Origin of the sequence: Microcoleus sp. AT9b-C3 (assembly GCF_036705485.1) — a bacterium.
Taxonomy (GTDB): Bacteria; Cyanobacteriota; Cyanobacteriia; order Cyanobacteriales; family Microcoleaceae; genus Microcoleus.
This window is the reverse complement of record NZ_JAUBUR010000025.1, coordinates 83,473-107,807: the sequence shown is the minus strand read 5'-3', so window position 1 is coordinate 107,807 and position 24,335 is coordinate 83,473. Positions and strand designations below refer to the sequence as shown.

The window sequence follows — 24,335 nt, the reverse complement described above, 5'->3', positions numbered from 1 at the left end:
TTATTAATGTATCAACTCTCCCCAGAGTTGTCAAGCGTTTTGCGAAAATATTTTTGAATTCTTGGGGAACCTATACATACCAAGGGTTTCGACACTTATGACCTCCTCCGCTATCCCCTAGCTGACTCCTCTTTTAACTATGGGGTCTTTTTTTGGGCAAAAATACCGCTTTGGGGCGGACTATCTCCCGCGCATGGCTAGAAGGACTCAGTGGTTCAACATGATGATGGGGCTTACTTAGAGTAGAGCTAAGGCAAAGTTAGAGTGTAAGGTGTGAGGCTGCATCATGGAGTTAGGATGACAGAAGCAGGCTGGTGCATGAGTCATATATATGTAAGTGGTGTCTGCATTTCTTGGACTTTACTGAGGGATGTTTGGATCTCAGATTGAGCCGATCGCCCTTAACAATTCCTCTGATTCAAAATCCAGAAGCTGACACGACACGGTACTCTAACCCAGATCAAACTCCCAGGAATCGATCGCCGGCAAATACACTCTTCTGAATTACACCCCGAAACTCCTTCAGTTACCCCAGTTATCAGCCTTTGATGATCGAGGGCGAGTTGGTATCCTCAACATCTACATCTAAAAAGTGCAAGTGACTCTCTTCCTCAGTATTGACAGCAATCACCAAACCTCTATTCCCCCAGGGAGCGATCGCCCGGGGTGAGGCGGGGCTGCTAAAACTCCCTACTTGAATCCCTTGACTGTTTAAGACTTCTATCTGCCCTCCAACATCTGCCAACACCCATCCCCAATTAGCCACACAAGCAGACACGGGCAAAGTTTCAAGAGGAATTCGTGCTACCTTGAGTGGCCACAATTTCATCAACAGCACCGCCGCTTTACCACCTTGAGGAATTCCCAGCAAAGTATAAGGCTCAGGTGTCAACAGCATCTGTCCGACGCTGGCAGACAACCGCACAGAACCCACAGGCGTGCCACGGCGAGTGTAAACTCTAAAAATAGTTTGGGGATTTTTTGGTTCGTTGTCCGGCCAAACTGCTAAGACGTGTCGCCGATCCAAAAACATTAATTCTGGTAAATAGTGTTCTGGTAACGGCACAGTAGCGATCAGCTTCAAGGCTTTTTTCTGATCGCCAGGAGTGCTGTTTCCAGCTAAAGAATAAAAACGCAGTTCGCCGGGAACCGCTACTGTCAACCAGTTGCCGTGAGAGTCTACAGCAGCTTTAAAAGCATCTGGACCTTGCCTCAAACCCATATCCAGCAAACATTGAGGCTCCCAAGAGCGCTCATTGAGCCAGTAAAGTTTTTGCGGAGTGAGAACGCAGCAGCCGTGGGAAACAGGTAAAATGCCCCGCACGATTTCCGGCATTAATGAAATAGAAGTAGACATTTCTCCTGTAACTAGCTGTTTTCCCGGCTGAGACCAAACCTTCACCTCTGTACCTACAGCAGCATAGAGATACGTTTCAGTGGCAATTAAAGCGGTCAACGGTGCTGGAAGTATCACTGGCTTGGGCTGCGAAAGCGCATAGCGGACAGTCCCAAGTAAATTAATAGCCGACTGTGATGCTTTTTCCTCTTCAACTTCCAGCAGAGAGTCAGTTTCCGACTTCAGACTTTTATCACTACTGGTTGTGGGGCTTTCCCAAGGAATAATGCAGTCGCCCAATTGCCTGACAGCGGGGTCGTACATGATCAGCCGCAGAGCTTGAGCCATTTGGGAAGCACTGGCAAAACGGCGGGCTGGCAGCTTTTCTAAAGATTTTTTGACTATTGCTTGCAAAGGTTCGGGGATGGCGTCGGGAAATTGCAAGCGTTGATTCAGGTGCGCCCACCTCAAGTCTCCGGGGGTTCCCCCGAAAGGGCGGTAGCCCATTAGCAATTCAAACAGCAGAATTCCTACTGCATATATATCTGACATCGGGGAAAAAAGACCGTAAAACCGCTCAGGGGCCATGTAAGCGGGGGAACCTACGGTAGCGTCGGGAGAAAGTTCTTGGTGGAGGCGAGTGGTACCTATTTCTGGCAGCCGACGCGCGATGCCAAAGTCAGAAAGCCGGGGCGACCAACCTTTTGCTCCTAAAGTTAGGAGGATATTTTCGGGTTTGATGTCGCAGTGAACTACGCCTCGGCGGTGGGCGTAGTCTAAGCCAGCTAAAACTTCCATCACTAGCTGTAAACCTTCGAGCAGACGCAAGGGGCGGTCTTGTTTGAGCAGGTTGCGGAGGGTTCCTCCCTCGCAGTAGTCCATAACCAAGTACCTGCCTGTAGCTGTGTGTTCTAGAGCTCGGCAGGTAACAATGTTCGGGTGCTGCAAGGTGATCAGAAACCACAGCTCTCGCAAGAATTCGCTAGTTGGGGCTTTTTGATGACTAAGTTCTTTGAGAGCAACCAGTTGGCTGGTGAGGCGGGAGTCCTGGGCGGGAGCTTCTCGAACGCTGGCACAAAAGACTCGACCAAATTGTCCTTGTCCGACTAGCCCTAAAATGCGGTACTTAGAATGTTGCATCGGTCTAATTATAGAAAAAGCTTGAGCTAGTATTAAAATATGTAAATAATTCTGACAAAAATTCAAATTTTTGAATCGCTCGCCAGGTACAGCCTATGTTATCTCAGGTTCATTCTCAGCCTCCTTGAGAGCGATCGCACACTCGCACCTACTAAAATCCTTGAGCTTCGGAATCACTATCAATCTTGCCGAATGCCGGTACCCGATCTGGAACTACCTGTGGCTGCTATTTTAGTCGATCGCGACTATTACAGTTTTTTCAATGCCATCTAGAAAGTATCTAAGGTTTTAGCTTTTCAAGGCTAAGCTGGGGAATCGGGGCGAGGGAACAGCGAGATGTCCAAAACAGAAGTGCGGTTATGCCATAGGGGTTAGAGAGGCAGAAGCCGATGCTGTCGTCAAGGCATCTTAACCTTTTTAAGTGATCGCCAATTTTTTATGCGCTTTGAATAAGTTGATCGTAACTTGCTAAATACTGAACTTGACAGGAGCAAACATCAATATGGTTAAAATTATTAAACTAGATCCAATTGCGGAGGAAATAGCAGTCGAAACCCGCTCAAATATCCTGTCTGCCTTACTTTCTAAAGACTTAGACGTTCTTAAGGAATGCGGGGGGCGGGGAATGTGCGCTACCTGCCATGTTTACATTAAAGAAGGCATGGAAGGCTTGTCGGACATGAACCGCCGCGAGAGAAGAACGTTGGAAGTCATTACTACGGCTAAAGCCAATTCGCGACTTGCTTGTCAGGCTCAAATTATGGGCGAGGGTGTGGTTGTACAGTTGCCTGCGGGGATGTATATTAATGCTATTGAAAATGTCGAAGCTCTGATCGGCCGCCGGGCCCAGCAAGATTTATTACACCCAATTACGGGTCAAGTAGTTGTAGAATCGGGAAAGTTAATTACTCGTTCTATCGTTACACAGCTTAATGAAACCCGCTTTCAAGTAGGACAGTATTTAGTTCGGACTAAAGAAGCTTAAAACTGATATGTTTGTATTTTAGTAGTAGAGAAAAATCTATGTTGAGCCAACTTGCGCGTTTGAGCATGGAAGCAGACGGACGCTACGCCAGTGCAGAAGAACTCCAATTTTTGAAAGACTACTTTCAGTCTTTGAATCACCGGATGAGTGCTTATAAAAAACTTCAAGCCTCTGAAACAGAAATTATGCGGCAGGTGGAAGCACAAATGCTGTCTATAGACCCTAGTTTATTTCGGCGCGGGGCTAACGATATGACTGAAAAGTGCCGTGGAGATATTGTGCGGGTGTTGAGGCATTCAGCGGCAGCACTGTTGATTAATGATACTGAACGGTTGCGCGATCGGCTACTACTTTGGTTGCAAACTATTTTAGGCGCTGTTCAAGTTAGAAATAGTGCAACCGTGACCTACGATGTGATGAAAAAGGTCCTTAAACAATATCTCACGGTGGAAGAAAGGAACCTATTTTTTCCGATTCTGGACATCAACCGCACTTTACTAGGCAAATAATCAAGGGGGTTGACAAGTTAACGCCGATAAACTGTGCCGTTAGGAAGAGTGGCTCCAATCAACTTCGCTCCCGTCAAATCCGCCTCAGTGAGAATGGCTCCTCGGAGGTTGGCTCCTGTCAAGTCAGCTTTCTGCAAGTTGGCTTTACTCAGGTTAGCTTTGCTCAAGTTAATTTCATGCAGACAAGAATTAGACAGGTCGGCATTGATCAGGTAGGCTAGACTCAAGTTGGCTTTGCTGAGGTTTGCCCCGCTCAAGTTAGCTTCCATCAGATAAGCACCGCTTAAGTTGGCTTCGTTCAACAATGCCTCTGCCATATTAATTCCAGTTAAAAGTTTGCGGCTCAAGTCTACACCGCCCAGATCGGCCCCGCTGAGGTTAATACCGCTTAAGTGGCTGCCATTCAAAGTAATGTTTCTGAGGTAGGTTTTGCTGAGGTCTGCTTTGCACAAATTGGCTCTATCCAAGCAAGCTTCGCTAAGGTCTGATCCAATCAAGCACGCGCCGTTTAAATAGGCTTGAGTGAGGTTAGCTCGCCTGAGATTAACTTTCAAAAGGTTGGCTTTGCTGAGGTTAGCACGGGTTAAGTTGGCTCCGGCTAGGTTGGCTTTGGATAATTCTGCTCCAGTGAGCTGTGCTTCGGTCAAGTCTGCCTCTTTCAGACTCGCTAGACTTAAGTAAGCATCTTTGAAGTTTGCCCCGTTGAGATTGGCTTTAATCAAATAGGCTTTACTGAGATTGGCCTCGGTGAGAACGGCTTTGGTGATGTTAGCGGCGCTCATATCTGCACCTATGAGATTAGCATTGGGAAGATTTGCTCCGGTCAGGTTTGCCCAATTCAGATGAGAGCCGGCTAGGTTGGCGCCGGTGAGATTGGCACCGATGAGATTGGCGCCGCTGAGACTGGCTGCCATGAGGTTGGCGCCGGTGAGATTGGCTCCGCTGAGGTCAGCTTTGCTGAGATTGGCTCGGCTCAGATGGGCTTTGGTGAGGTCTGCCCCGCTGAGGTTAGCACCGATTAAGTAGGGTCGTTGCTGGTGTTGGTTGAGGTTTGCCAAAATTAGAGTTGGGGCATCGCTGGAACGGTATAAATCGATCGGACTCAACACAATGCCGCGCAGATTTGCCAGTCTAAAATCTCTTTCGCCGGCTGCATATCGAGTTAGAAGTTCATTGGCGTCCATTAAGTTCTAGCAAAATGTTTGAGGTTTTGATGGCTTTTAAATTTTATGAGTTTCTCGAGTAAGTTATGAAGTTTCTAGCTGCTAGTTCTCATCAGGTTTTATTTGAATTGCTAAAACCTTATTTTTTAACTCACGAGCTTTTTTATAATTTAACTCACAGTTTTGATGATACGGTCGATAATATGGCTGCCCAAAAATCGATTTGACAGCTATTAGCAACAAACTAATAGCTGTCAAATAAGTCAGTTTTTTTGAAAAAGTTGACTGAGAATAGCTTCATGGTCTTTTCCTTCTTCGACCATAGAATCTGCTGGTTGGAGGCGATCGCGCAGCCCTAAAATAAAGCGGTTGCAGTCCGAACCCAATGATTCGCAGGAGGTTTGCAGGCAGTGGAGTTCTCGACCTGTGAGCTGACTAAAGAACGAACTTAAAATACCTGCTTCTAGAAAACAGGCTGGTCGCTTAGACTTGGGGGCTGTTTTAGCAAAAAGAGAGTTAGCAATTTTTACTATTAAAAATCCCTGTTCGGAATAGCTGGGGTCAAGCTCAAATGTTCCCCATCCATGAGTTTTCCAACACTGCTGCAAGGACTGAAGAAATTCTACCATTTCCATTTCAGAAACTGGCTGACCGTAGTATTCGCTGACTTCTTCGCAAAAACGCACGTAGAAGTTTTTACCCCACCAGCGACCGCAGTTGAAAAGCACAAGGCGGGAGGCTTGACCTGTTTCTTGTTCTAAGCCAATATAAATGGCTTGAATCAGTGTTTCTGGGAGTGCTAAAAGCCGATCGCCCCGGCGGTTTTCCAGCAGGCCGAGTTCGAGGTCGCCTCGGACGTAGGCATCGCTGGCAAAGTAGTTTCCAGGGAGTCGGGGCTGTTTGAGTAAGTCGGCAATATTAATCATCGGAAATTGGGAATTGGGAATCGGGAATTGGAAATTGGAAATTGGAAATTGAAAAGAAAGCAGATTATTTATTATGTTGGTCAATAATAATTGTCTGGGCTTGGTCGAAAAATGGTTGCAATATAGCCCGGGCTTGCTCAGAAAGCAATTCTTTTAAACGAGTTTGCAGCAGATTGCAAACAGTGGCTTCGATATTGTGAGTTTGGTGGGCTTCGACTATGCCGGAAAGCCAGTCTACAAGGCGCTGTTCGAGAAAATTTCGATCGTTCAGCAGCATAGCCATAGCGCAGTAGCGCAAGACTAACACCCAGTGTTTGAGCGATCGTTCTAAGGTTTCTTGTTTTTCGTCGGGGAACGTTTCTTGTAGTTTGTTGGCTACTGGTTGGAAAATGCTTGCTTCCTTCTCTCGCAAAAATTCGTAAATTTTTAAGCGCTGGACAAGGGTTACAGCTTGACGCTTAAAAGCTATGAGTTCTTCGCCTTTTAAAAAGCGGTTTTCTGCCTGATCCAGCAGCGCCTCAATCTCAGGGTGCATGATTTTAATTAAGTGGTAATCGGTAATTGATAAAAGGAAGGAAGTTCGGCAACGAGCAATGTACGGGATTTAACGGATTTAACTAATGGATTTTGAGGATGAGGAAACAGGGGTGAGGGAAGATGGATGAGGGATTGCCCTATTTTTCATTTTCTATTCCCTACACAGATTAAAACAGATCGAATAGGTCATCAATGGTGACTTCTGCTTGTTCAGAAATAGAAATTACTGGCAAGGGTGGCGGTAGTGGTAGGGCACCTACTTCCGGAATTCCTTCCCAAGAAATAGCTTGAAAAAAGTCTGCTACTGGCTGGGTTAAACTCAGAAGTTGACCGGGGGTCGAGCCATTTGGGGTTTCTAAAGATTTTCCCAGCCAATTATAGTGACCAAAGAATTCTTGGACAGATTGGTCCAACCATGAAGTTTGACTTTTCATCTTGACTTCCTGCCTGGAGAAATCCACCATCGCACTTTCGATCGCGAAATTGGTGGGAGGAAAGGCAGGGCAGGGGATGTGCCTTTCCAGGTTGTTTACCGCAATATTTCACCGTGTTGCAGTCGATTTTGAATATCGCGGGCGTTGGCACCTTCGTTGAGCCAGAATGCTGCTGCATCAATTTTATCTGGGTTGCCAAGCAGGAACTTGCAATAGGTTTCTCCCATTGAGTAACATTGGAGTTCTATGCAGCTCAGAGGCTTTTTGACTAAAGAGCCAAAGAAACCGGCGAACAAACCGGCGTATAGGTGACAAACTGGTTTGCCTACGTCTCCCAATGTGCGAGCAACTGCTGAGTCAAAGAGGTTGATGAAGATGCAGCCGTGTTTGCGATCGCTCATGTCCACTTCCCAGCGACCCCAACCTTGAGCCGTGAAAGGCCACCACCAAGTTTCTAGCAGAAACATGAGATTTGACTGGCGAATGTTCTGGCTGTATTCGGCACTAAACCATTTTTGAAAAAATTCGGAATCTTGGAGTCCCCACTGGCAACCAATAGTATACATGATGACAGAGGACGCGGGGCCGACTTCTTCTTCGAGCCCCTCCACCAAACCGATAATGAAGTCTTCGCTGGTAAAAATGTTGCGCGACTGATTCCAGTCGTCAATTGTACCCATCTGGCGATCGAAGGCAAAAAAATCCTGAAACCTATAGTGGCTGTGAGTTTTAGGATGCTTTTGCTTCAGTAGCGATTCGTTGTGGGTGGAGATTTCTTTTTTAGCGGTAGAGACCATTGGCGGGTTATTCCTTTTTGGTGTAGTTTGGTGAAAATTAGAGTCAAATAGACTGGCCTATGTATCCAATTTAACTTTATTTTTCTAAAGGCAGGCACAGGGTATAATTTTTCACTGAAATATAAAAATTAAAAATTCTAGGATGCTAAATTTGGGGGCTTGTTGGGAGTTCTGCTTTCGGACAACTGCTCTCTGAGTACTGGCGAAAGTGGGTATAACCTTAAACGGCTATGTGTTATCGTTTTGTGCAAGCTGTCCACTATATATATAGGGCATATGGGGATGAAAAATCACGCTTGTATTGCAATAGGCATCAATCAATATCAGTTACTCCAGCCTTTGAGTTATGCCCAAGAGGATGCAGAGGCGCTGTACGGTTTTTTGACTGAGGAGGCGGGTTTTGCGCCGGATGGATGTCTGCTGATGACCGATAGCTCGCCGTCGCTGTGGGGTCAATCTACATATCCAAATCGGGAAAATATTCTGAGATTGACCCAAAGCCTCTGCGCGGAACACGTGCAACAGGGAGATTTACTCTGGTGTTTTTTTAGCGGCTACGGTGTCAGCTATGAAGGTAAGGATTATTTGATGCCGGTTGACGGCAATCCGGCTGACATTCAGGGTACGGGGATTCCGGTAGAGTTGCTGTTGAATACTCTGAAAAACGCTCCTACCGAAACGGTTTTGGTGCTGGTTGATATGAACCGCAGCCAGATTGTGAAAGCGGGGGAAACGATTGGCTCTCAAACTGTCGAGCTGGCGCGGCAACTGGAAATCCCAACCGTGCTTTCTTGCCGCCCGAATCAAGTTTCGCGGGAAACTTCGGCTTTGCGTCAGGGGTTTTTTAGTACGGCGCTTTTGGAGGGGCTACGATCGGGACAGTGCATGACCATTAAGGGTTTAGATCGTTTTTTGAGCGATCGACTGCCGGAGCTGTGTGACCACCATTTGCGTCCGAAACAAGAACCTTTGATGGTGGTGAATCCTCCGGGAAAGGCTAATTTAGTGATTTTGCCGGATGCTTCAGGGGTACCAACGGCTGCGTTGGCCGGACGCAACGGCAATATGACGGTTGGTACGGGTGATGGGTTCGATCGCCCGCAAATGGCGACGGCTACGGCTCGAATGGATCTGCCTCCGGCAGTTCGCAACGCTCAGGATTCCCCGGTTGAGATGCCGCCTGTGTCGCAGCCAAATGCTGTGGCCCCTGCCGATCGGGGGGGCGATCGACCGAACTTGCAAAAGCCGGAGGATGAGCATAACGGGGGGTCGGATAAGTCATTTTTGCAGCAGCTAATTTTGTGGAGTTCAGCTACGGCTTTGGTTTTGCTGTTGGGTGTTTTTGTGACGAACAAATCAATTTTTATTGGCCAGCCAGAAGGAGATCCTGGATCGCCTGCTGAAAATGTCCAAAACTCTGGATCTCAAAAATTTACTGGTACTGGGGGGTCGCAGAACCAACCGCGGGCGGTGCAAGCGGGGACTGGAACCAAGCAGCCACCATCGAGCCAGCAGGTGTGGGCTGAGGCGAAAACTTTCCTCAAGGATGGTTCGGCTTCTAGTTTTAATAAAGCAGTGGTTAAGGCTCGAACTATTCCGCCTAGCGATCCGCTCTACCCGCAGGCTCAGCAGGATATTGAGCGCTGGAGTTTGACAATTTTGGATATAGCTAACGGGCGGGCTGCTCGGGGCGATTTCCAGGGGGCGATCGGCGCGGCTAAATTGATGCCGGATGTCAATGGGCCTGTTTACAATCAGTCGAAACAGGCGATCGCTCAGTGGGAGGAGCTATCCAAAGACCAGGATGTAAATATTGCTTTGCTATCGGCTGCTAAGCGTCAAATTAAGCGGGGGGTTGCCTCTTCTTACAGTAAAGGCATCCAGCAAGCTAATAAAATTGAAGCCGGTCAGCCGAAGTATGCAGAAGCTCAACAGTTAATTGGAGAGTGGAGCGAAAGTATTCTCAAAATTGCTCAGTTGCGCGGCTCTCAAGGAAAGCTGAAAGAGGCAGTTGAAGCTGCTTCGCTGGTGCCATCGGGTACTAAGAGTTATCAGCAGGCTCAGAAGGATATCGCTAATTGGAAAACTAAGCTCCAACGCCAGCAGAAAAAAGGTTGATGTAGTTGATAATTTCTCGGTTTCCCACCGGGAAATTATCTTAGCGACTGGCCGAAAGAGGTGGATAGGTCGCTCGATACCTCTTGATACTGCAAAAACAGCTCTAGACATCGATAATTTAAAACCAATAATTTTATTCACCATTTCCCCTCCCCAGCTTCGGCGCGAGGGGATTTTATATGCTCCCTGGTCGGTTTGTTTTTGTAGAGTGAAATATATCGTAAGAGCTGGTTAATAGGGACTGGATAATAGTCTGATAATTTTGATTGTTTTTGGGGATGGGCCCCTGAACCGAAGGCGTGTATTTTCAAAGCCTGCGGGACGCCTAACCCTACTCACTACAATAATCCTCATTATTGTGCAACGCTGATTGATTAATATCTTTAATTAACGTTCAGAGTTACCTACACCGACGCCTCCACCTTCAATAACGATTTTTTTTAACAATAACGATTGCTGTAAATATATATTTATTTATGATTAATTTTATATTAATTGTTTAATCAAAAGTGCTATTTAAAACCATTAAGTCTTATATTTTATCAGGTATAATTGGCTGATTAATCTCTATTTGTTTCAAAAAAATGAGTATCCACTAAATAGAGATATATCAAAATATAAGGCAATAGCTAAGGCGAAATGGCCTTAAAAAAATGGGTAGGCAGAGTTAATTTTTTTATCCATCTTTGTGGGCGATTAGGAGCGATCGACGGATGGAAAAGAGTTTAAAGTTGTGCTGTTTTTAAATTATTAGTAGTGACAGATATGTTATGAATTATACAAAATTAACGGTTACTGGCAATTCTCGCGGAGGAGCGATCGCCCCCAATGAATTCAGGAAACAGAGTCACCGCCACACAGCACAAAATATCTGGATTCGCAAGCTGCGAGTCTTCGTTGGCTCGGAGATCACAAAGCGGCCTTAATTAACACAAATAAGGGCTTTGCAAGAAAATCCAAAAAATATTCCCTTGAGAAACAAGAATAAAAACTAGCTCGCTTATTGTAGCCCCGGTAACAACACGTATGTCTGAAGTTATAGTTCACAGCCAAGTCTACGGGACGATCTAAATCAATAGGGTGATGTGCCAGTGTCCGGCTGTTAAGAGGGGCGATCGAAGAGGAATGTTCCTTGAGCGATCGCTCAGAGATCGGAGAGCATAAAACCTAGTAAGGGAAGGAGTTAGAGACAATGCTGAACTTTTTGAGTTCAGGAAAGTAGCGTTAGCACTAAACTCTGCCGTATTGTGGAAATTGAGCCAAATTTGTAACAGTTCTTAACTATAAACAATTCTGCCAAAACTGCTAGCATAGTGACACTTTTGCTAGCAAAAACAGATAAAGTAAATAAAGTTGGCTAACTCTAGACGCCCCGATCCCCATCCTGGGGATGTTGAATCAATTTGATTCATACCAAGTGGTTTTAGAGTTACAATCGGAACCAAAGCATCGCTATTTAACTGAGTTCTTTACTTACTTTTACTTTCAGCTATGAACGTGGATTTTATCAAAGCCCAAGTCAGGTTGCTACAGGGTGCAAGTTCATCGGAGCGAGAAACCCTTATTAAAAACATCGGCGTCTGTGCTGGCGTGATCCGACCCGGAGAGTACGTGACTCCGCAACGGAAGCACGCTATCACTCTTTGGCTGCAAACAAATGCGGTTCGCCTCCGGCTTCCTCAACTTCCTCTGGACTTATCCGGCCAAAAGCCTTAACAGGGAAGTAATCAAGAGGTAGCGACAGAATCAAAGAAATTAGTCAATCTTACCTAAAAGTGCGTTTTTATTGAGCTGTACAGGATCAATGAAACACGATCGAGATTGAAAAAATGTTTGTAGGGAAAGTTGGGCTCAAAAACACGCCTGTGGACAAGAAGCGGCCGACCGCCTTGGTAGAAGCAGGAAGTGAACGTCAAACCTGCTCTAAAAGTAGATTTGACTAAGTTTCACAGAACGGATTATTGTGCACAACTATAACCTGGGTTATTTGCTTTTAGATGTGAGATTCACGATTTAGCTTGTATTGGATAAATAGGCTATTGGTGGATCGCCTGAAAAATTATCCTATTCAATAGGTATAACTAATTACAGGGGCAGTCATTGAACTGCCCTTACTTTTGGGGAGCATCTCATATTTGTAAAAACACTTCTTCTGACTCTTTCCTTCTTCCTTCTGACTCTTTCCTCCTGGCTCCTGGCTCCTAACTTTAATTTTGGGCTTGGCTGCTTTCATTGAGATGCTCCCTACTTTTGAGTCCCGATGCGAAATTGCTGCAAGTTACAATAAACGCATCTACTTTCAGATAGAGTTTAGGTGAACTCTCCTGTAAGCTGCAGCGGCTCTATATTATCTGTTATGTTCGAGAGAAGGGGAGATGGGGAGAGGAATTGGACGAGCTTTGATAGGGAATTAATATCGTCCAGCAGAACGAGTTATTACAATTCACTTGCTTTCTAATATATTTTTCTACAAAAATACTGTGAGCAAAAAACAAAAATTTCCTTATTTAGTTGGTTCCCGGTGGACTTCACACCAAAAAACTTGGGGGTGGCGACACTTTCAAGTGGTCAACCGAAAAAACGAAGGTAAATGGGTATTTGCAGAAATGGTGGCGGCTTGCGATCCAAATGTGCGTTTTTGGCTGAACGCCGCACAGCTTAAGGATCGATCGCTCTGGCAAGCTGGATGGCAGTCTACGCAAGAATTAGAGGGATTAGAAACAGCAGACTAAAAGACAGGGCTGTGGGGTAGAGTGAGCGGAAATTCCGTTGCCCGCTCCCCATCGTTCCGATGCAAACCAATACGGAGTGAGACTTTCCCGGTTTTGAAAAATCTTTTACATAACTACCACTCCTGGAAACCTTTATTTAGCCGCGTTTTTGCTTAAGTAAGTTGGTGGGAAAAATCATCTGTATGTAACAAAATATTAAGTAAGGCGCTCCGAACTCAATTTAATGCGTTTTGTAGGGTAAGCGGTTGTGCATTTAATTTCTATGTTGAGGGTGGGCAGGATGCCCACCCCACAAGAGGAGAAATTTATTTTACTATGCAATTTAAATGCGGATTAGCTTACTGTACTTTTTTTCTCTAAGCTGTCGCGCACTTAAATTGTATATTCAGGGCGGGCGGGACACCTCACAAGACTTTTATTTGTTTTGACAGGCCATTTAAGTGGCGCAACAGCTTAGAGCGATAAGTTAAATTGACTAAGGTCGATCGTGCCATATTTCCAGCGGTACTGGCCGCAACCTTCCCGCTACTTCTACACTGGGCCAATTCGGATCAAAAGTCAAATTTTCCAACGTTCCATCGCTGTGAATTAAAAACGTATCCTCAATTTTTGCTCCCGACAAACTCGGATTCCAAGCCACAGCCATATTTTCTGCCAAAATATCTGAAGTAGCCGGATTCGCCACAATTTCCCGCGCCAAATATCCGGTAGTTCCGCCTTGATGGTGTTCCGCAATTGCGTGAGGATATCCGTGCTCTTCGTAAGCAGTTTTAAGCGTATCATAAACCGCATTCAGCGTTACTCGCGGCCGACACAAATTTAGCGCGGCTGCTTCAATTTCCCTGACTTGTCGGTGCAACTCGGAATGCTTTTCCCCAAGAAAATCGAAACAGACAAATCTGGTTAAATTTGCATACAAACCCCATCCCCTCGCGCAAAATACTAACATTGCTTGTCGTCCAATTTGTTCGGCGGTTGCTGTGGCGTGGCGGTACAGTGGCAAACGCCTTTCTCCAGCAACTAATGTCAGGGCTGGATGCAAACCTCTCGCCCACAAAGCCTCTGCACCGGCTCCCGCTAGCTGATATTCTGTCCATGTTGGTTTGGCCGCGGAAAGTACCTCTGTCATCGCTTCGCTGGCTAAACGCCCGACTCGCCGGTATCGCTCTAATTCGCTTGACATCATTGTCTGTTTGCGAGACTGTAAAGATGCGATTATTGGTATTTCTTCGGCCTTTGGCCGATCGCTCATGACGTTACCGCCACCAGTAATTTCTTTAACAAAAGCTTCGCGCTGTGCAACATCAGCCCAAGGATAGATGTGCATTTGAAAGTTGGCTGGCAATTCCTCGTCCTGCAACCGTTGAGCTTCGATTTCATCGGTGAGAACCCAAGCTGTTTCAGCGGTGATTAAAAGTTCTGCCACTCCGGTTTCTGCGGTTAGTAATACTGTATGGGAACCGCCGGCTGTGGCCCAGGCAAACCAATCAGTGCCTCGCAAGCGAAGGGCGATCGCTTTTGTTTCGGTTAAGGCTTTGCGGATGAATTCGAGTTTGCTGTCAACTTCTGGGTTTAATGAGTTTATCATATATGAAACAAGGAAGAAGGAAGAAGGAAGAAGGAAGAAGGAAGAAGGAAGAAGGAAGAAAGTCACTGATTTTAGTTAACATTTCCTAAATCTAAAATCTGCAATCTCTAAAATCTAAAATCTAAAATCTAAAATCTAAAATAGATTGACCGATACTGCTTGCAGTTCTTTAGCTTTTTCTTCGGGTAAAGCGTCATTGGCAAACATTCCGGCGGCGAGTTCGGTTCCTGCGAGGTATTTTAGCCGATCGCTCGATCGATAGGGCGGATAAAATTGGGCGTGCAAATGCGCTTCTGGATGGGGTTTCCCGTCTGTGGGCCCTTGAAACCAAGCCATCAAATAAGGGAACGGGCGATGCCACAAACCGTCATATTTGAGGGTGACTGTTTTTAAGGCTTTAGCGAGTGATTGACGCTGTTTTTGGGTCAAATCGATAAATGTAGCAGCGGGGGCGATCGGGGCAATCCACACTTCGTAAGGGTAGCGGGCACAAGCGGGGACAAAGGCGATCGCCTCTTCGTCTAAATAAATAATTCGCTGTTTGTCGGAAATCTCTTTTTGAATCAAATCTTGCAGCAAACCGCTACTGTTTTTTTGATAGTAAACCGATTGACATTCTAACATCCGTGCCGGCACCGGTGGCACGAACGGATAAGCGTAAATTTGACCGTGGGGATGGTGCAAAGTTACTCCGACTTCGACGCCACGATTTTCAAAGGGCAAGACGTATTCAATTTCGGGATTGCTGCCAATAACTGAAGTGCGATCGGCCCATACTTCTAAGAGCAATTCCAAGTGAGATAACTCCAAAGCGCCCAAGGAAGCCAGCGGATCTTGAGTGAAAACAACGACTTCGCAAATGCCCTTGGCGGGCAAAGTTTCGACAATATTTGCAGGTGCGTTTTTTGCTTGCAAAGTCATCGAGGGAAAGCGGTTGTCAAACACTGCTACATCGTAATCTCCCGGCGGCAATTCTGTCGGAAACTTAGGGTTAATTGTAGCTGCCAGCGGGTTGTATTCCGGCGGTGGCATGAAAGTTCTTCCCTGACGGTGGCTGGCGTATGCTACCCATTCCCCCCGCAAAGGATGCCAGCGAAAGTGGGGGTTTGCCTCTACGGGTTCATTGCTGGGACTTACGGCCGCGATACCTTCTGGGATTGGATAGCGGCTGTACAGTGTGAGTGGGCGGCCGTCTGGTTTTAGCAATTTTTGGGCGTACATTTTTTGTAGGGGCGGGCGATCGCGTTTAATATATGTTAGGAGTATAACTTCGTGCTTGGAGAATCCGCCCCTATCTAAAGTCGCAAATTATGTTGACAAGTGTAGTTTGCAGTACCAATGTCAGCCTACCGTCTGCTATTGTGGAACGGGCCCCAGAGCCAGGATCTGGATTCAATTTAAATGCGTAGCAGCTTACGATCGCAATTCCCAACTACCCAGTATATTTATCTATCGACCATTCGATCGAGCTTTTCCTTAACCAACAAATCTAACAACGATCGCAACACAAACAAGCCGCCGAATCCCGAAACCGCAAAAGCTGCGATCGCCCCTGTTTGATATCCGCCCACTAGCAGCACTGCACCCGACAAAAACACAAAACCAGTCAAACAAGCGAAAATTAGAGTTTTCAGGGCTAAATTAATGCGTTTCAAGGCTCTTTCGCTCTCGATATTTCGCACTCTAATTTGCAGTTCGCCCTCTTCAATTCGCTGCTCCAAACGCTTGAGAAAAACTTGCGATTTGCTCGGCTGCCGTAACTTATATGTAATAAAACTTCGCGCTTGCCTTGCCAATTCTCCGATCGCATTTCCCCGCCCCTTGCTCACCGCAATACTCTTGACAAAAGGCTGAGCGGAGGCTATGAAATTGTAGTGAGGGTCGAGAGTTCTAGCTATGCCGTCGAGAGTCGTTACCGACTTGACAATAAACATCATTTCTGCAGGCAAGCGAAACGGTTGCTGCTCGAACATGATGTAAAGTTCGTTCTTAATTTCATTAAAAGCTTGAAGGTCGATCGGCTTATCAATAAACTTATCCAACAGAAAAGCAATCAGCCGACGTACCGGCATCATATCCGGCATCGGCTCAACCAAGCCGATCGAAATTAAAGTATTGAGTACCTCGTCAGTATCCTTTCTCATCACAGCAAAAAAAGTCTTGACCATTTGGTCTTTAGCCAGAGACTTTATCTCAGCCATCATCCCAAAATCGTAAAAAATCAAGCTACCATCTTCTGTCACCGCCAAATTTCCCGGATGCGGGTCAGCTTGAAAAAAACCGTCTATTAATAACTGTTTTAAATAACAGCAAATTCCGAGTTGATTGAGCTTCACAATATCGACTCCAATCGCCTCTAAACTAATGCGGTTGTCCACCTTAATACCGGGTACGTATTCTAAAGTCAGGACTTTTTTAGTCGTGTATTGCCAGTAGACTTTCGGGACAATAACTTGAGGATATTCTCGAAAATTATGGCTAAAGCGATCGGAATTTTTACCTTCTTGCACGTAATCAATTTCTTGATATAAAATCTTAAAAAACTCGTGATAAATAGATTCCAGGTCATATTTGCGCGTCCCAGGCAAATAGCGATCGCAAAAACGCATCACTTGGCGCACCGCCTTCACATCCAAATCAAATAAACTTTCCAAACCCGGACGCTGCACCTTTACAATCACATCTTCCCCGGTGTGCAGCCTTGCTTTGTGTACCTGTCCCAGACTCGCAGCAGCAATTGGCGACTGGTCAAAATCGCGGTACAAAGCATAAATATCCTTGCCTAACTCTGATTCTACAAGAGCGATCGCCTGTTCGGAACTAAACGGAGGAACCCGATCCTGCAACTGTTCTAGTTCCTTCACATACTCAAGCGGCAGCAAATCCGCGCGAGTCGAGAGAGACTGCCCGATTTTAATAAAAGTCGGGCCTAAATTTAGCAAAGTATTGACCAACCAATGAGCGCGAATTCTTCTAGTTTGAGGCGAATTATTTTGCAGCAGTGCGTCCCACCACAAAAAAAACATAAACTTTCCGGCCGCTGCAAAAATGTCTATTTGCCGTGCCAGTGGCGAATATTTAGAACGTTGCCAACGCAGGGTTTTAGGTGCAGCTTTTGTGAGCATAATATTGGCGAATGGAGAACCGGCAATTTAGACGGGCAACCAGACAAACCATTCAAAACAGAGGAGTTGGTAAAATTTACGACATTTCCCCATCTCCCTCTTCTGGCAAGTCTTCTAGTTTGGCCTGTTCGCTGCCAATTCCCAGCAGCTTCTCAACCGAACTATTCTTCTAAATTACAGAGTTCCGCTGGAAATTGCGGCAGAGTCAGAGTAAAAGATGTGCGCCACAACTCGTCAGGTTCTGAACTTTCGGCCGGACAGCTAGACACATCAATAGTACCATTCAAGTGCTGCACTAAAGACTTTACCAGCGCCAGACCCAAACCCGTACCGGCGATAGCTTGGTCAGTAATGCCAGTGCCACGCCGGAACTTGTCAAAGATGTGGGGCAAATCAGCCGCAGAAATGCCGCGCCCGAAATTAGAAATGCTCAGGACAATATAGCCTGCTGCCTCAGACGCCTCCAAAACTACCGCGGTTGCAGAAGCAGAGTATTTTCCAGCATTCGTCAGCAGTTCCAGCAGTACCCGATTGAGAATGTCCGGGTCGGTTTCCCAGCAAGGGGTCAACTTGGGCAAATCCACCTTCAAAGTCAATTGCTTATCCGCCCACTGTTTTTCAAAATCCCTAACTAAATCTTGAAATAAACGGTTGAGATCGATTTTGATTAGAGAAATCGGGACTTGCTGAGGCTCAAACTGCTTGAGGGCCAGCAAATCGTTAACCAGATCAGTTTCCTTAGAACACTGCTGTTCTAGAATGTCGAGATACTTAGTCCGATTCGCTGAGGGCTGTTCAGCTTGTTTGAGCATCAGAATCGCCAGCTTCATGATTGTTAAAGGGGTACGCAACTCGTGACTCAGAGTGCTGAGAAACTCATCTTTAACCACCTTCAATTTCCGCATTTGCTCTAGCTGATTGGCAGATTGTTCGTACAGTTTCCCCTGCACGTCGAGGCTTTGCTGCAACTGAGCAGTTCTGTCTAAGACTGCGGTTTGCAGTTCCTTAAGCGTTTGAGTTTGGATAATCATCTTGCTCACTTGAGCGCTGACTGATTCGAGAACTTCTAATTCTTCCGGGCTCCAAGTGCGGGGCTTCGAGTGCTGCAAAACCAAGAAACCCAAAACTGTTTCCTGGCAGCTACGGCCCGTGAGGGGAACCAGCAGCAAGCCGCGAATGTCTTGGAGTTTCAAAATTTCTGTGGCTGCTTCTTGTTCTTTGCCGATTAATGCGCCTGCGTCAGCGAGGGCGAGGGGTTTGGGTGCGCTGTGGAATGCTTGGTGGCACAAATTAGATTCTGACAGCCAAAAAGCGGGATAGTTATTTGGTTTTGAGTTGGGGATTTTGGATGGGGAATTAGCAGTTTTATCTTTGTTTTTTGTTTTGGATGTTGAGCTTTTTTTTCCGGTAGTGCTTTGTGCTATTGGCTGTTTGTTTGGATCTTTTTTGGCAACGGATTCGCAAACTAATTCGATTTTCGCTTTGGGAGTTTGATTGGGGGAGCCAGTTGTAAATAGAGGATCTGTATATTTCAAGAGCAGGATTTGACCTCTATCTACTTCCAGGGTATCGACGGTATTTTCAACAACTTGCTGCAATATTCGATCGACTTCTGAATTTGTGTCAATCGATGCAGCAACTGACATGAGTAGATTTTTGTATTTAGCTTGTCGCTGTAACTGTTCGTTTAAGCTGGCAATTTCTTGAGTTTTTTGAATGTGAGAAATCGCGGTGCCGATCGCGTCTGATGCTGCTTCAAGGCGCTGCCCATCGGCTACCGACCACTCGTGAGGTTCCGACTTACCCACAATCATCATGCCATTTACAGCCCCTCCAAATCGCGCAGGCCCTGCCAAAATTGCCCGAAAAGGCAGCGCAGTCACAGGGGAATTGGGCGATGAAGCTGCCGGAATATCAAGATAGTCGGATATCGCCACTATCTCGCCGTCTGCTAGGACGTTTGCCCAAACGGGATGTTCGAGTGATATGCTAGGCGGTTTTAATTTTGGGGTTTGGGGGTATTCCGGTGTTTCGGTGGAATCGGCAACACCGGCAACATAGGGGAAATCGCTGCTATTTTGCCAGTAAGCATTCGGATGTACTACTTTTTGGTCAACCACAGCAGTCACTAAACAGAAATCTGCCCCCCATGCAACCCCCAAAGTATTGGCTATTTGCAGCAGCAGGAGTTCTCGATCAAAGCTGGTGGCGAGAATTTGGCAAATTTGTCGCCCAAGAAGGGCAGGATCGACCTGGAACTGCATAAGACGATCCAGAAATTTTTGGACTGATACTGGTTCTGCGATTTGCGGAAAATACAAAGTGCAAGACTCTGACGGCGATCGGTCGATCGAAGTAAAGTCTTGATTTCCCTGGCGATCGATCATGGCAACCAAGCCTTTATTCTAAGATGTTTGAGCCGGCTCCTGCTGCCAATCTAGAACCTTTCCATAACTGTCGGCTTGACCGTTATGAGCCTGCTTTCTGTGTTTGTGCAGCCGGTCGGCGGGTCGCTCGATATGTAAAAATATACCCAGATCTGACCGAGTTCTATTTTCCTGTTTTCTACCCTTCGATCTGTACGGGATGAACTTTACCATCCTTTACCGGATGATTATCAATCCCATTCCCGCTAATTTTGACGGTTATTAGTAGTATGAAGGTTTTTTAGAGACCGCTTAGTGACACCCCTCTTCTTACTGTGTGATATTTCCTATTTAAGTTTGTGATCTTAACAAATTTTTATTTTGATACAAATCTGCCGATCGAGTGACGCCCCTCGCAAAAATTCAAAATCCCCAAATTATCACTCATAACATAGCTAAGAGTTTTCGAGTTTTTGCTCAAAAACTCATTTTTCACAACACCTAGAGCAGCGCGGCGAACTCTAGGGTTAAATTTATGCGACTTACCTGCTTACTTATTTTGTGCTTCCTGTTGGGCTTTATCGCTATTTTGGCGGTAAAGTGCCGTCCGGTTCTGAGCCGTTGTGTAGCGGGGATGCTTGGAGGACACGGCGGCCATCAAATCAGAAGCTTGCTGCCACTTAGCAGCTACGACTAACCAATCCTGGCGAGATTGAGCGGTTTTGCCCTGGGTGGCTGCTTGTTCGGCTACTCGCACTGCTTGGGCAAAAGAGTCAACAGCAGAATTAACAGTCTCCTTAGAAATTTTCAAAGCAGGTTTTGCCTCCGAGGAAGGGGCAGTTGCTACTGCTTGGGTGGTGGCTTGTGTGCTGTTTGGCACTTGGGAATTAAGTCCTTTGTGGATGGCGGCCGCTGCTGCAAGCAACACCACGGTCAAGCTGATGCCGCCGACGATACCGCGCTGAAATTGCCGCGGTTGCTGCATCGATCGAGGTATAGCCATTCTCGGCAAAGCCCGCTTGCCGGAGAGAGCTTGGCGTTCGTGATGGGCGGTGGCTAAACGCTTGAACAAATTCGGCTTTCGGAGTTTAATTTCTTGAGACCACAACAGTTGATTATCGGGATCGCGACTAATTTCTTCCAGCCACAGCAATTGGTGTTCTCGGACAAGGCGGCTGTTGATGTTGACTCGGCGAATATTGCGGGGCGAAATGCGTTCCAAAATTTCTCGGACTCGATCGACCAAACTAGACTCTTCGAGGAGTTGGGGCGTTGCAGCTTCGCACAGCAGTTGCAGCACCCCGTCTGCAAACACGGCTCGGGCCCTGACCCCTACCTGTGCCAGTTCGTCATTAAGGATTTGAATAATCGATGCAACCGAGCCCTCGCGAGCTTGTCGAGCAATGTCATCTATTGGATTTGCCATAAAACTATCTTGATGCTTAGCAATCTGTTAATTGTTAACCCAAAGTCTCGGATCTAATTTTTACTCATACAGGTTATCACTGACACTGCCAGGTTAAAATAAACAGATGCAAATCTTGCATACCGATCCACTTAAAATTATCACCACAGCATCGAGCGAGGCTAACAGGAAAGAAACTATGGGTAAAGTAATTAGCGGTCAAATTTTTGTTGTAGACGACAACATTGATACAGATCAAATTATCCCGGCCGAATACCTGACCCTGGTTCCCTCGAAGCCGGATGAGTACGAGAAACTAGGCAGTTACGCTATGATTGGCTTGCCCGATCGCTACGGTAAGTTTATCGAATCCGGTGAACTCAAAACCCAGTATCCGATTATCATAGCGGGCGAAAATTTTGGCTGCGGTTCTTCGCGGGAGCACGCTCCCATCGCTCTGGGGGCCGCCGGCGTCACAGCAGTGGTGGCTTTGTCTTACGCCCGCATTTTCTTTCGCAATTGCTCGGCTACGGGCGAATTGTACCCGGTCGAATCAGTCGAGCGGCTCTGCGACTTGTTTGTAACGGGTCAAGAAGTGACGATCGACTTTACAGCAGAGGTAATTATCAACCACACTCTAGATCGAACTTTCTCGCTCAAACCTTTAGGAGAAGTAGGGCCTGTAATAGATGCCGGAGGGCTGTTTGAGTACGCGCGCCAAACAGGAATGATTGCGGCTCGCTCTTAACTTTTACAACCCCTGCAATGTAGGGTGTACCACCGGGCGCACCTTACCAGAAAGAATTGGTTTAAAGCCTCTCCCCTTTAGGGAGAAATTAAAATCAGACTATTCATTACTCCCATCCTCTTCCTTCTAAGTAGAGGTCGCTGTCAACTGTCAACTGTCAACTGTCAACTGTCAACTGAAGAATATCTCCCAGCTCAAACCGCTCCCATCTAGGGTGCGGAGAAATTTTCTCAAATCAACTCAATAAAATTCAATAAAATGCGCTGGTGAGCAATGCCAAAAGGTCGCACATCTCCTGACTGCTCAGAAAAGCATTTTCCCGCCCGAATCTGCTCCGGTGTCAACAACTTCATATCCCACCCCTCAAGCAAAACTAAATCCTTGACATCCGCACTAAGTTGTGCATGAAAAACGTGGCGAACGACATCTTTTTCGACATCACAACAGAAAAAAGAAACACTTGCAGGAGCATAGCCAATTTCCTCTGATAATTCCCGCACTACAGCAACTTCCGGCGTTTCCCCGGGTTCCAAGTGTCCGCCAAACAAAGCCCAATGTCCGGGATACCTGATATGAGGAATATCGTCCCGCAACTGACAGAGAAACTTGCCCTCTCGGTACAAAATCGCGATCGCAACGTGAATTTTAGTCATAAGAAAGTTCTAAAACGAGCCATGTACGGGATTAACGGATTTAACGAATTTAACGGAGGGATATTGAGGAGAGAAGGAAGAGGGAAGAAGTTATTTAGGAGATAGGGGAGAAGTTGGTTTAGGGGCAGGTTTACCGTAATCTGTAATATAAACAAAAGAGCCGATCAACCCGCTCCGACGAAGCTATTATAGTCGAGCAACTTTCAGCATAAATAAACGTAACCACAGCGTTGGGCCGCCACTACAAACCTTTGATTTTTATGAAAGTGAGGTACTTAATTATTGAACGAAATTAGTATCTTCATATTTTTATTTATTTGCCGCTGGAGTCCGCTTTAATTGTTCCATTTCCTCAACATAAACTTCACCTAAATCTTTTCCAGCCAATTCCTTCAGAGTAATACTCTTGTAACGGACTTCTCCCTTGAGTAACACTTCATCGCCAAGCTGGGGCAAATCTTGCTTGGTTAAAATCCAAATACTGCCAGTACCATCCTCAAGTTGATAAGCCGCATTCCCTACAAACGGAGCGCGATTTTCCACCTTTCCGCGAAGATAAACTTCAGCATCCACTTGTCGCTTTTGTTGAACGTCGCCAATGCTAGCAACATTAAAACCAAGATTAAGTTGAGACATGGGTAAATTGCCGCAACTGAAAAAACCGCTGGCGAGGATTAGCGACAAAGAGCTGGTGCAGAATCTTTGAACCCAAACTTGCTTAATTGCAGTAGTCATTGGTCAACTGATTTGAGATGTGAGATACGACTTACTTTAACAGAATCCCCAGAATCGATCGCAAGTAAGAAATTTCTCTAGTGTAGTCCTTGGCGGGGATTAAGCTAAAATCTAAAATCGTCAGCCCCTAACCCAGAGTCTACAATGGATGCCAAAACTGCTCAAATACTAGATGGTAAAGCTTTAGCGACAAAGATTCAAAGCGAGCTGAGCGATCGAGTCCGCGCCCTACAACCCCAAAAAGGTCGTCCTCCGGGACTTGCGGTGCTGATGGTGGGCGACAATCCAGCTAGCGCAGCCTATGTTCGCAATAAAGAGCGAGCCTGCGCTAAAGTTGGCATAGCTTCCTTCGGCAAGCATTACCCCGCAAACGCTACTCAAGCCGAACTAGAACTTGCAATTCGTGCACTCAACGAGGACGATCGAGTAGATGGCATTTTAGTTCAATTACCGCTACCAGAGCACTTAGACGCAATTTCGCTGCTGTACCAAATTGCCCCCGACAAAGATGCTGACGGACTTCACCCTGTAAATTTAGGCCGTCTCGTGCGCGGGGAGCAAGGTTTGCGGAGTTGTACTCCCGCCGGAGTGATGCGGTTATTACAAGAATACCAGATTGATTGGAAAGGAAAAAATGCCGTTGTTTTGGGACGGAGTATTTTGGTGGGTAAACCGATGGCGCTGATGCTATTAGAAGCCGACTGCACTGTTACGGTAGCTCATTCGCGATCGCAAAACTTAGAATCTATTACCAATCAAGCCGATATTTTAATAGCCGCAGTCGGCCGCACAGAAATGATTACAGCTAATATGGTCAAACCCGGATCAGTAGTAATTGATGTCGGTATCAACCGCGTCGTCAATCCAGACGGTACGAGTCGTTTGGCCGGAGATGTGGATTTTAATGCTGTTCAAACAGTAGCCGAATTTATCACGCCGGTGCCGGGAGGCATCGGGCCGATGACTGTTGCTATGCTTTTGGAAAATACCGTTTCGAGTTATATTGAATACGATTCTAATTGAATGGGTGCCAACTTG

21 protein-coding genes are annotated in these 24,335 nt (G+C 46.3%); 8 read left to right on the top strand and 13 right to left on the bottom strand.

Annotation, left to right across the window (positions count from 1 at the left end; all coding sequences use genetic code 11):
- Window positions 1-538 precede the first annotated feature (538 nt).
- Complete coding sequence (locus QUB77_RS21345; protein ID WP_333177048.1) at window positions 539-2,476, bottom strand: serine/threonine-protein kinase; 1,938 nt, start codon at window positions 2,474-2,476, stop codon at window positions 539-541.
- 502 nt (window positions 2,477-2,978) lie between these two features.
- On the opposite strand from QUB77_RS21345, the gene QUB77_RS21340 reads away from it, so the two are divergent.
- On the top strand, window positions 2,979-3,461 hold the full coding sequence (locus QUB77_RS21340) for a 2Fe-2S iron-sulfur cluster-binding protein (RefSeq protein WP_006635922.1): 483 nt from the start codon (window positions 2,979-2,981) through the stop codon (window positions 3,459-3,461).
- Window positions 3,462-3,499: 38 nt separating this feature from the next.
- Window positions 3,500-3,970 (top strand): phycobilisome protein, encoded by a 471-nt coding sequence (locus tag QUB77_RS21335; protein ID WP_333177051.1) that lies wholly within the window; start codon window positions 3,500-3,502, stop codon window positions 3,968-3,970.
- A 17-nt stretch (window positions 3,971-3,987) separates the two neighbouring features.
- On the opposite strand, the gene QUB77_RS21330 is transcribed toward QUB77_RS21335, so the two are convergent.
- From QUB77_RS21330 to QUB77_RS21310, 5 genes are all read right to left on the bottom strand, one after another.
- Window positions 3,988-5,154: a pentapeptide repeat-containing protein gene (locus QUB77_RS21330; protein ID WP_333177054.1), complete on the bottom strand. Its 1,167-nt coding sequence runs from the start codon at window positions 5,152-5,154 to the stop codon at window positions 3,988-3,990.
- A gap of 242 nt (window positions 5,155-5,396) precedes the next feature.
- The gene (locus QUB77_RS21325; protein WP_333177057.1) at window positions 5,397-6,059 is read right to left on the bottom strand and encodes a V4R domain-containing protein; all 663 of its coding nucleotides are present in this window, start codon (window positions 6,057-6,059) and stop codon (window positions 5,397-5,399) included.
- A 64-nt stretch (window positions 6,060-6,123) separates the two neighbouring features.
- Entirely contained in the window at window positions 6,124-6,594 is a 471-nt protein-coding gene (locus QUB77_RS21320; RefSeq protein WP_333177060.1) for a phycobilisome protein, read from the bottom strand.
- Window positions 6,595-6,763: 169 nt separating this feature from the next.
- Window positions 6,764-7,030 (bottom strand): hypothetical protein, encoded by a 267-nt coding sequence (locus QUB77_RS21315; RefSeq protein WP_333042386.1) that lies wholly within the window; start codon window positions 7,028-7,030, stop codon window positions 6,764-6,766.
- 95 nt (window positions 7,031-7,125) lie between these two features.
- The gene (locus tag QUB77_RS21310; RefSeq protein ID WP_333177063.1) at window positions 7,126-7,827 is read right to left on the bottom strand and encodes a V4R domain-containing protein; all 702 of its coding nucleotides are present in this window, start codon (window positions 7,825-7,827) and stop codon (window positions 7,126-7,128) included.
- Window positions 7,828-8,109: 282 nt separating this feature from the next.
- Between QUB77_RS21310 and QUB77_RS21305 the strand changes: the two genes are divergently transcribed.
- The 4 genes from QUB77_RS21305 (at window position 8,110) to QUB77_RS21290 (ending at window position 12,677) form a co-directional block, all read left to right on the top strand.
- Complete coding sequence (locus QUB77_RS21305) at window positions 8,110-9,945, top strand: caspase family protein (RefSeq protein WP_333177066.1); 1,836 nt, start codon at window positions 8,110-8,112, stop codon at window positions 9,943-9,945.
- A 770-nt stretch (window positions 9,946-10,715) separates the two neighbouring features.
- Window positions 10,716-10,871: a hypothetical protein gene (locus tag QUB77_RS21300; protein ID WP_333177068.1), complete on the top strand. Its 156-nt coding sequence runs from the start codon at window positions 10,716-10,718 to the stop codon at window positions 10,869-10,871.
- A 565-nt stretch (window positions 10,872-11,436) separates the two neighbouring features.
- Window positions 11,437-11,661 (top strand): hypothetical protein, encoded by a 225-nt coding sequence (locus QUB77_RS21295; RefSeq protein ID WP_006635912.1) that lies wholly within the window; start codon window positions 11,437-11,439, stop codon window positions 11,659-11,661.
- Between the two features lie 764 nt (window positions 11,662-12,425).
- Entirely contained in the window at window positions 12,426-12,677 is a 252-nt protein-coding gene (locus QUB77_RS21290; protein WP_333177071.1) for a TIGR02450 family Trp-rich protein, read from the top strand.
- A 475-nt stretch (window positions 12,678-13,152) separates the two neighbouring features.
- Here QUB77_RS21290 and QUB77_RS21285 read toward each other — a convergent pair whose 3' ends face one another.
- The 5 genes from QUB77_RS21285 to QUB77_RS21265 form a co-directional block, all read right to left on the bottom strand.
- Window positions 13,153-14,265 carry a M24 family metallopeptidase gene (locus QUB77_RS21285; RefSeq protein ID WP_333177073.1) on the bottom strand — a complete coding sequence of 371 codons (1,113 nt, stop codon included), beginning with the start codon at window positions 14,263-14,265 and terminating at the stop codon, window positions 13,153-13,155.
- A gap of 135 nt (window positions 14,266-14,400) precedes the next feature.
- Window positions 14,401-15,486 carry a galactose-1-phosphate uridylyltransferase gene (gene galT, locus QUB77_RS21280; RefSeq protein ID WP_333177076.1) on the bottom strand — a complete coding sequence of 362 codons (1,086 nt, stop codon included), beginning with the start codon at window positions 15,484-15,486 and terminating at the stop codon, window positions 14,401-14,403.
- Window positions 15,487-15,710: 224 nt separating this feature from the next.
- Window positions 15,711-17,390 (bottom strand): AarF/ABC1/UbiB kinase family protein, encoded by a 1,680-nt coding sequence (locus QUB77_RS21275; protein ID WP_333177079.1) that lies wholly within the window; start codon window positions 17,388-17,390, stop codon window positions 15,711-15,713.
- A 161-nt stretch (window positions 17,391-17,551) separates the two neighbouring features.
- Window positions 17,552-19,777, bottom strand: coding sequence for an ATP-binding protein (locus QUB77_RS21270; protein WP_333177082.1), 2,226 nt, complete (start codon window positions 19,775-19,777; stop codon window positions 17,552-17,554).
- Window positions 19,778-20,306: 529 nt separating this feature from the next.
- Window positions 20,307-21,182 (bottom strand): hypothetical protein, encoded by an 876-nt coding sequence (locus QUB77_RS21265; protein ID WP_333177085.1) that lies wholly within the window; start codon window positions 21,180-21,182, stop codon window positions 20,307-20,309.
- 106 nt (window positions 21,183-21,288) lie between these two features.
- On the opposite strand from QUB77_RS21265, the gene QUB77_RS21260 reads away from it, so the two are divergent.
- Window positions 21,289-21,909 carry a LeuD/DmdB family oxidoreductase small subunit gene (locus QUB77_RS21260; protein ID WP_333177088.1) on the top strand — a complete coding sequence of 207 codons (621 nt, stop codon included), beginning with the start codon at window positions 21,289-21,291 and terminating at the stop codon, window positions 21,907-21,909.
- Between the two features lie 230 nt (window positions 21,910-22,139).
- Here the strand turns inward: QUB77_RS21260 and QUB77_RS21255 are convergent, their stop codons facing one another.
- Entirely contained in the window at window positions 22,140-22,562 is a 423-nt protein-coding gene (locus QUB77_RS21255; RefSeq protein ID WP_333177091.1) for an NUDIX hydrolase, read from the bottom strand.
- Between the two features lie 309 nt (window positions 22,563-22,871).
- The gene (locus QUB77_RS21250) at window positions 22,872-23,297 is read right to left on the bottom strand and encodes a DNA-binding protein (RefSeq protein ID WP_333177094.1); all 426 of its coding nucleotides are present in this window, start codon (window positions 23,295-23,297) and stop codon (window positions 22,872-22,874) included.
- Window positions 23,298-23,441: 144 nt separating this feature from the next.
- Between QUB77_RS21250 and folD the strand changes: the two genes are divergently transcribed.
- A complete protein-coding gene (gene folD / locus QUB77_RS21245; protein ID WP_333177096.1) occupies window positions 23,442-24,320 on the top strand; it encodes a bifunctional methylenetetrahydrofolate dehydrogenase/methenyltetrahydrofolate cyclohydrolase FolD in 879 nt (292 codons plus the stop codon).
- The last annotated feature ends 15 nt before the right edge of the window (window positions 24,321-24,335 follow it).

Coding starts and splice junctions, on each gene's coding strand:
- QUB77_RS21345 (WP_333177048.1), bottom strand. CDS start 2,476: ATGCAACATTCTAAGTACCGCATTTTAGGGCTAGTCGGACAAGGACAA.
- QUB77_RS21340 (WP_006635922.1), top strand. CDS start 2,979: ATGGTTAAAATTATTAAACTAGATCCAATTGCGGAGGAAATAGCAGTC.
- QUB77_RS21335 (WP_333177051.1), top strand. CDS start 3,500: ATGTTGAGCCAACTTGCGCGTTTGAGCATGGAAGCAGACGGACGCTAC.
- QUB77_RS21330 (WP_333177054.1), bottom strand. CDS start 5,154: ATGGACGCCAATGAACTTCTAACTCGATATGCAGCCGGCGAAAGAGAT.
- QUB77_RS21325 (WP_333177057.1), bottom strand. CDS start 6,059: ATGATTAATATTGCCGACTTACTCAAACAGCCCCGACTCCCTGGAAAC.
- QUB77_RS21320 (WP_333177060.1), bottom strand. CDS start 6,594: ATGCACCCTGAGATTGAGGCGCTGCTGGATCAGGCAGAAAACCGCTTT.
- QUB77_RS21315 (WP_333042386.1), bottom strand. CDS start 7,030: ATGAAAAGTCAAACTTCATGGTTGGACCAATCTGTCCAAGAATTCTTT.
- QUB77_RS21310 (WP_333177063.1), bottom strand. CDS start 7,827: ATGGTCTCTACCGCTAAAAAAGAAATCTCCACCCACAACGAATCGCTA.
- QUB77_RS21305 (WP_333177066.1), top strand. CDS start 8,110: ATGAAAAATCACGCTTGTATTGCAATAGGCATCAATCAATATCAGTTA.
- QUB77_RS21300 (WP_333177068.1), top strand. CDS start 10,716: ATGAATTATACAAAATTAACGGTTACTGGCAATTCTCGCGGAGGAGCG.
- QUB77_RS21295 (WP_006635912.1), top strand. CDS start 11,437: ATGAACGTGGATTTTATCAAAGCCCAAGTCAGGTTGCTACAGGGTGCA.
- QUB77_RS21285 (WP_333177073.1), bottom strand. CDS start 14,265: ATGATAAACTCATTAAACCCAGAAGTTGACAGCAAACTCGAATTCATC.
- galT (WP_333177076.1), bottom strand. CDS start 15,486: ATGTACGCCCAAAAATTGCTAAAACCAGACGGCCGCCCACTCACACTG.
- QUB77_RS21275 (WP_333177079.1), bottom strand. CDS start 17,390: ATGCTCACAAAAGCTGCACCTAAAACCCTGCGTTGGCAACGTTCTAAA.
- QUB77_RS21270 (WP_333177082.1), bottom strand. CDS start 19,777: ATGATCGATCGCCAGGGAAATCAAGACTTTACTTCGATCGACCGATCG.
- QUB77_RS21265 (WP_333177085.1), bottom strand. CDS start 21,182: ATGGCAAATCCAATAGATGACATTGCTCGACAAGCTCGCGAGGGCTCG.
- QUB77_RS21260 (WP_333177088.1), top strand. CDS start 21,289: ATGCAAATCTTGCATACCGATCCACTTAAAATTATCACCACAGCATCG.
- QUB77_RS21255 (WP_333177091.1), bottom strand. CDS start 22,562: ATGACTAAAATTCACGTTGCGATCGCGATTTTGTACCGAGAGGGCAAG.
- QUB77_RS21250 (WP_333177094.1), bottom strand. CDS start 23,297: ATGACTACTGCAATTAAGCAAGTTTGGGTTCAAAGATTCTGCACCAGC.
- folD (WP_333177096.1), top strand. CDS start 23,442: ATGGATGCCAAAACTGCTCAAATACTAGATGGTAAAGCTTTAGCGACA.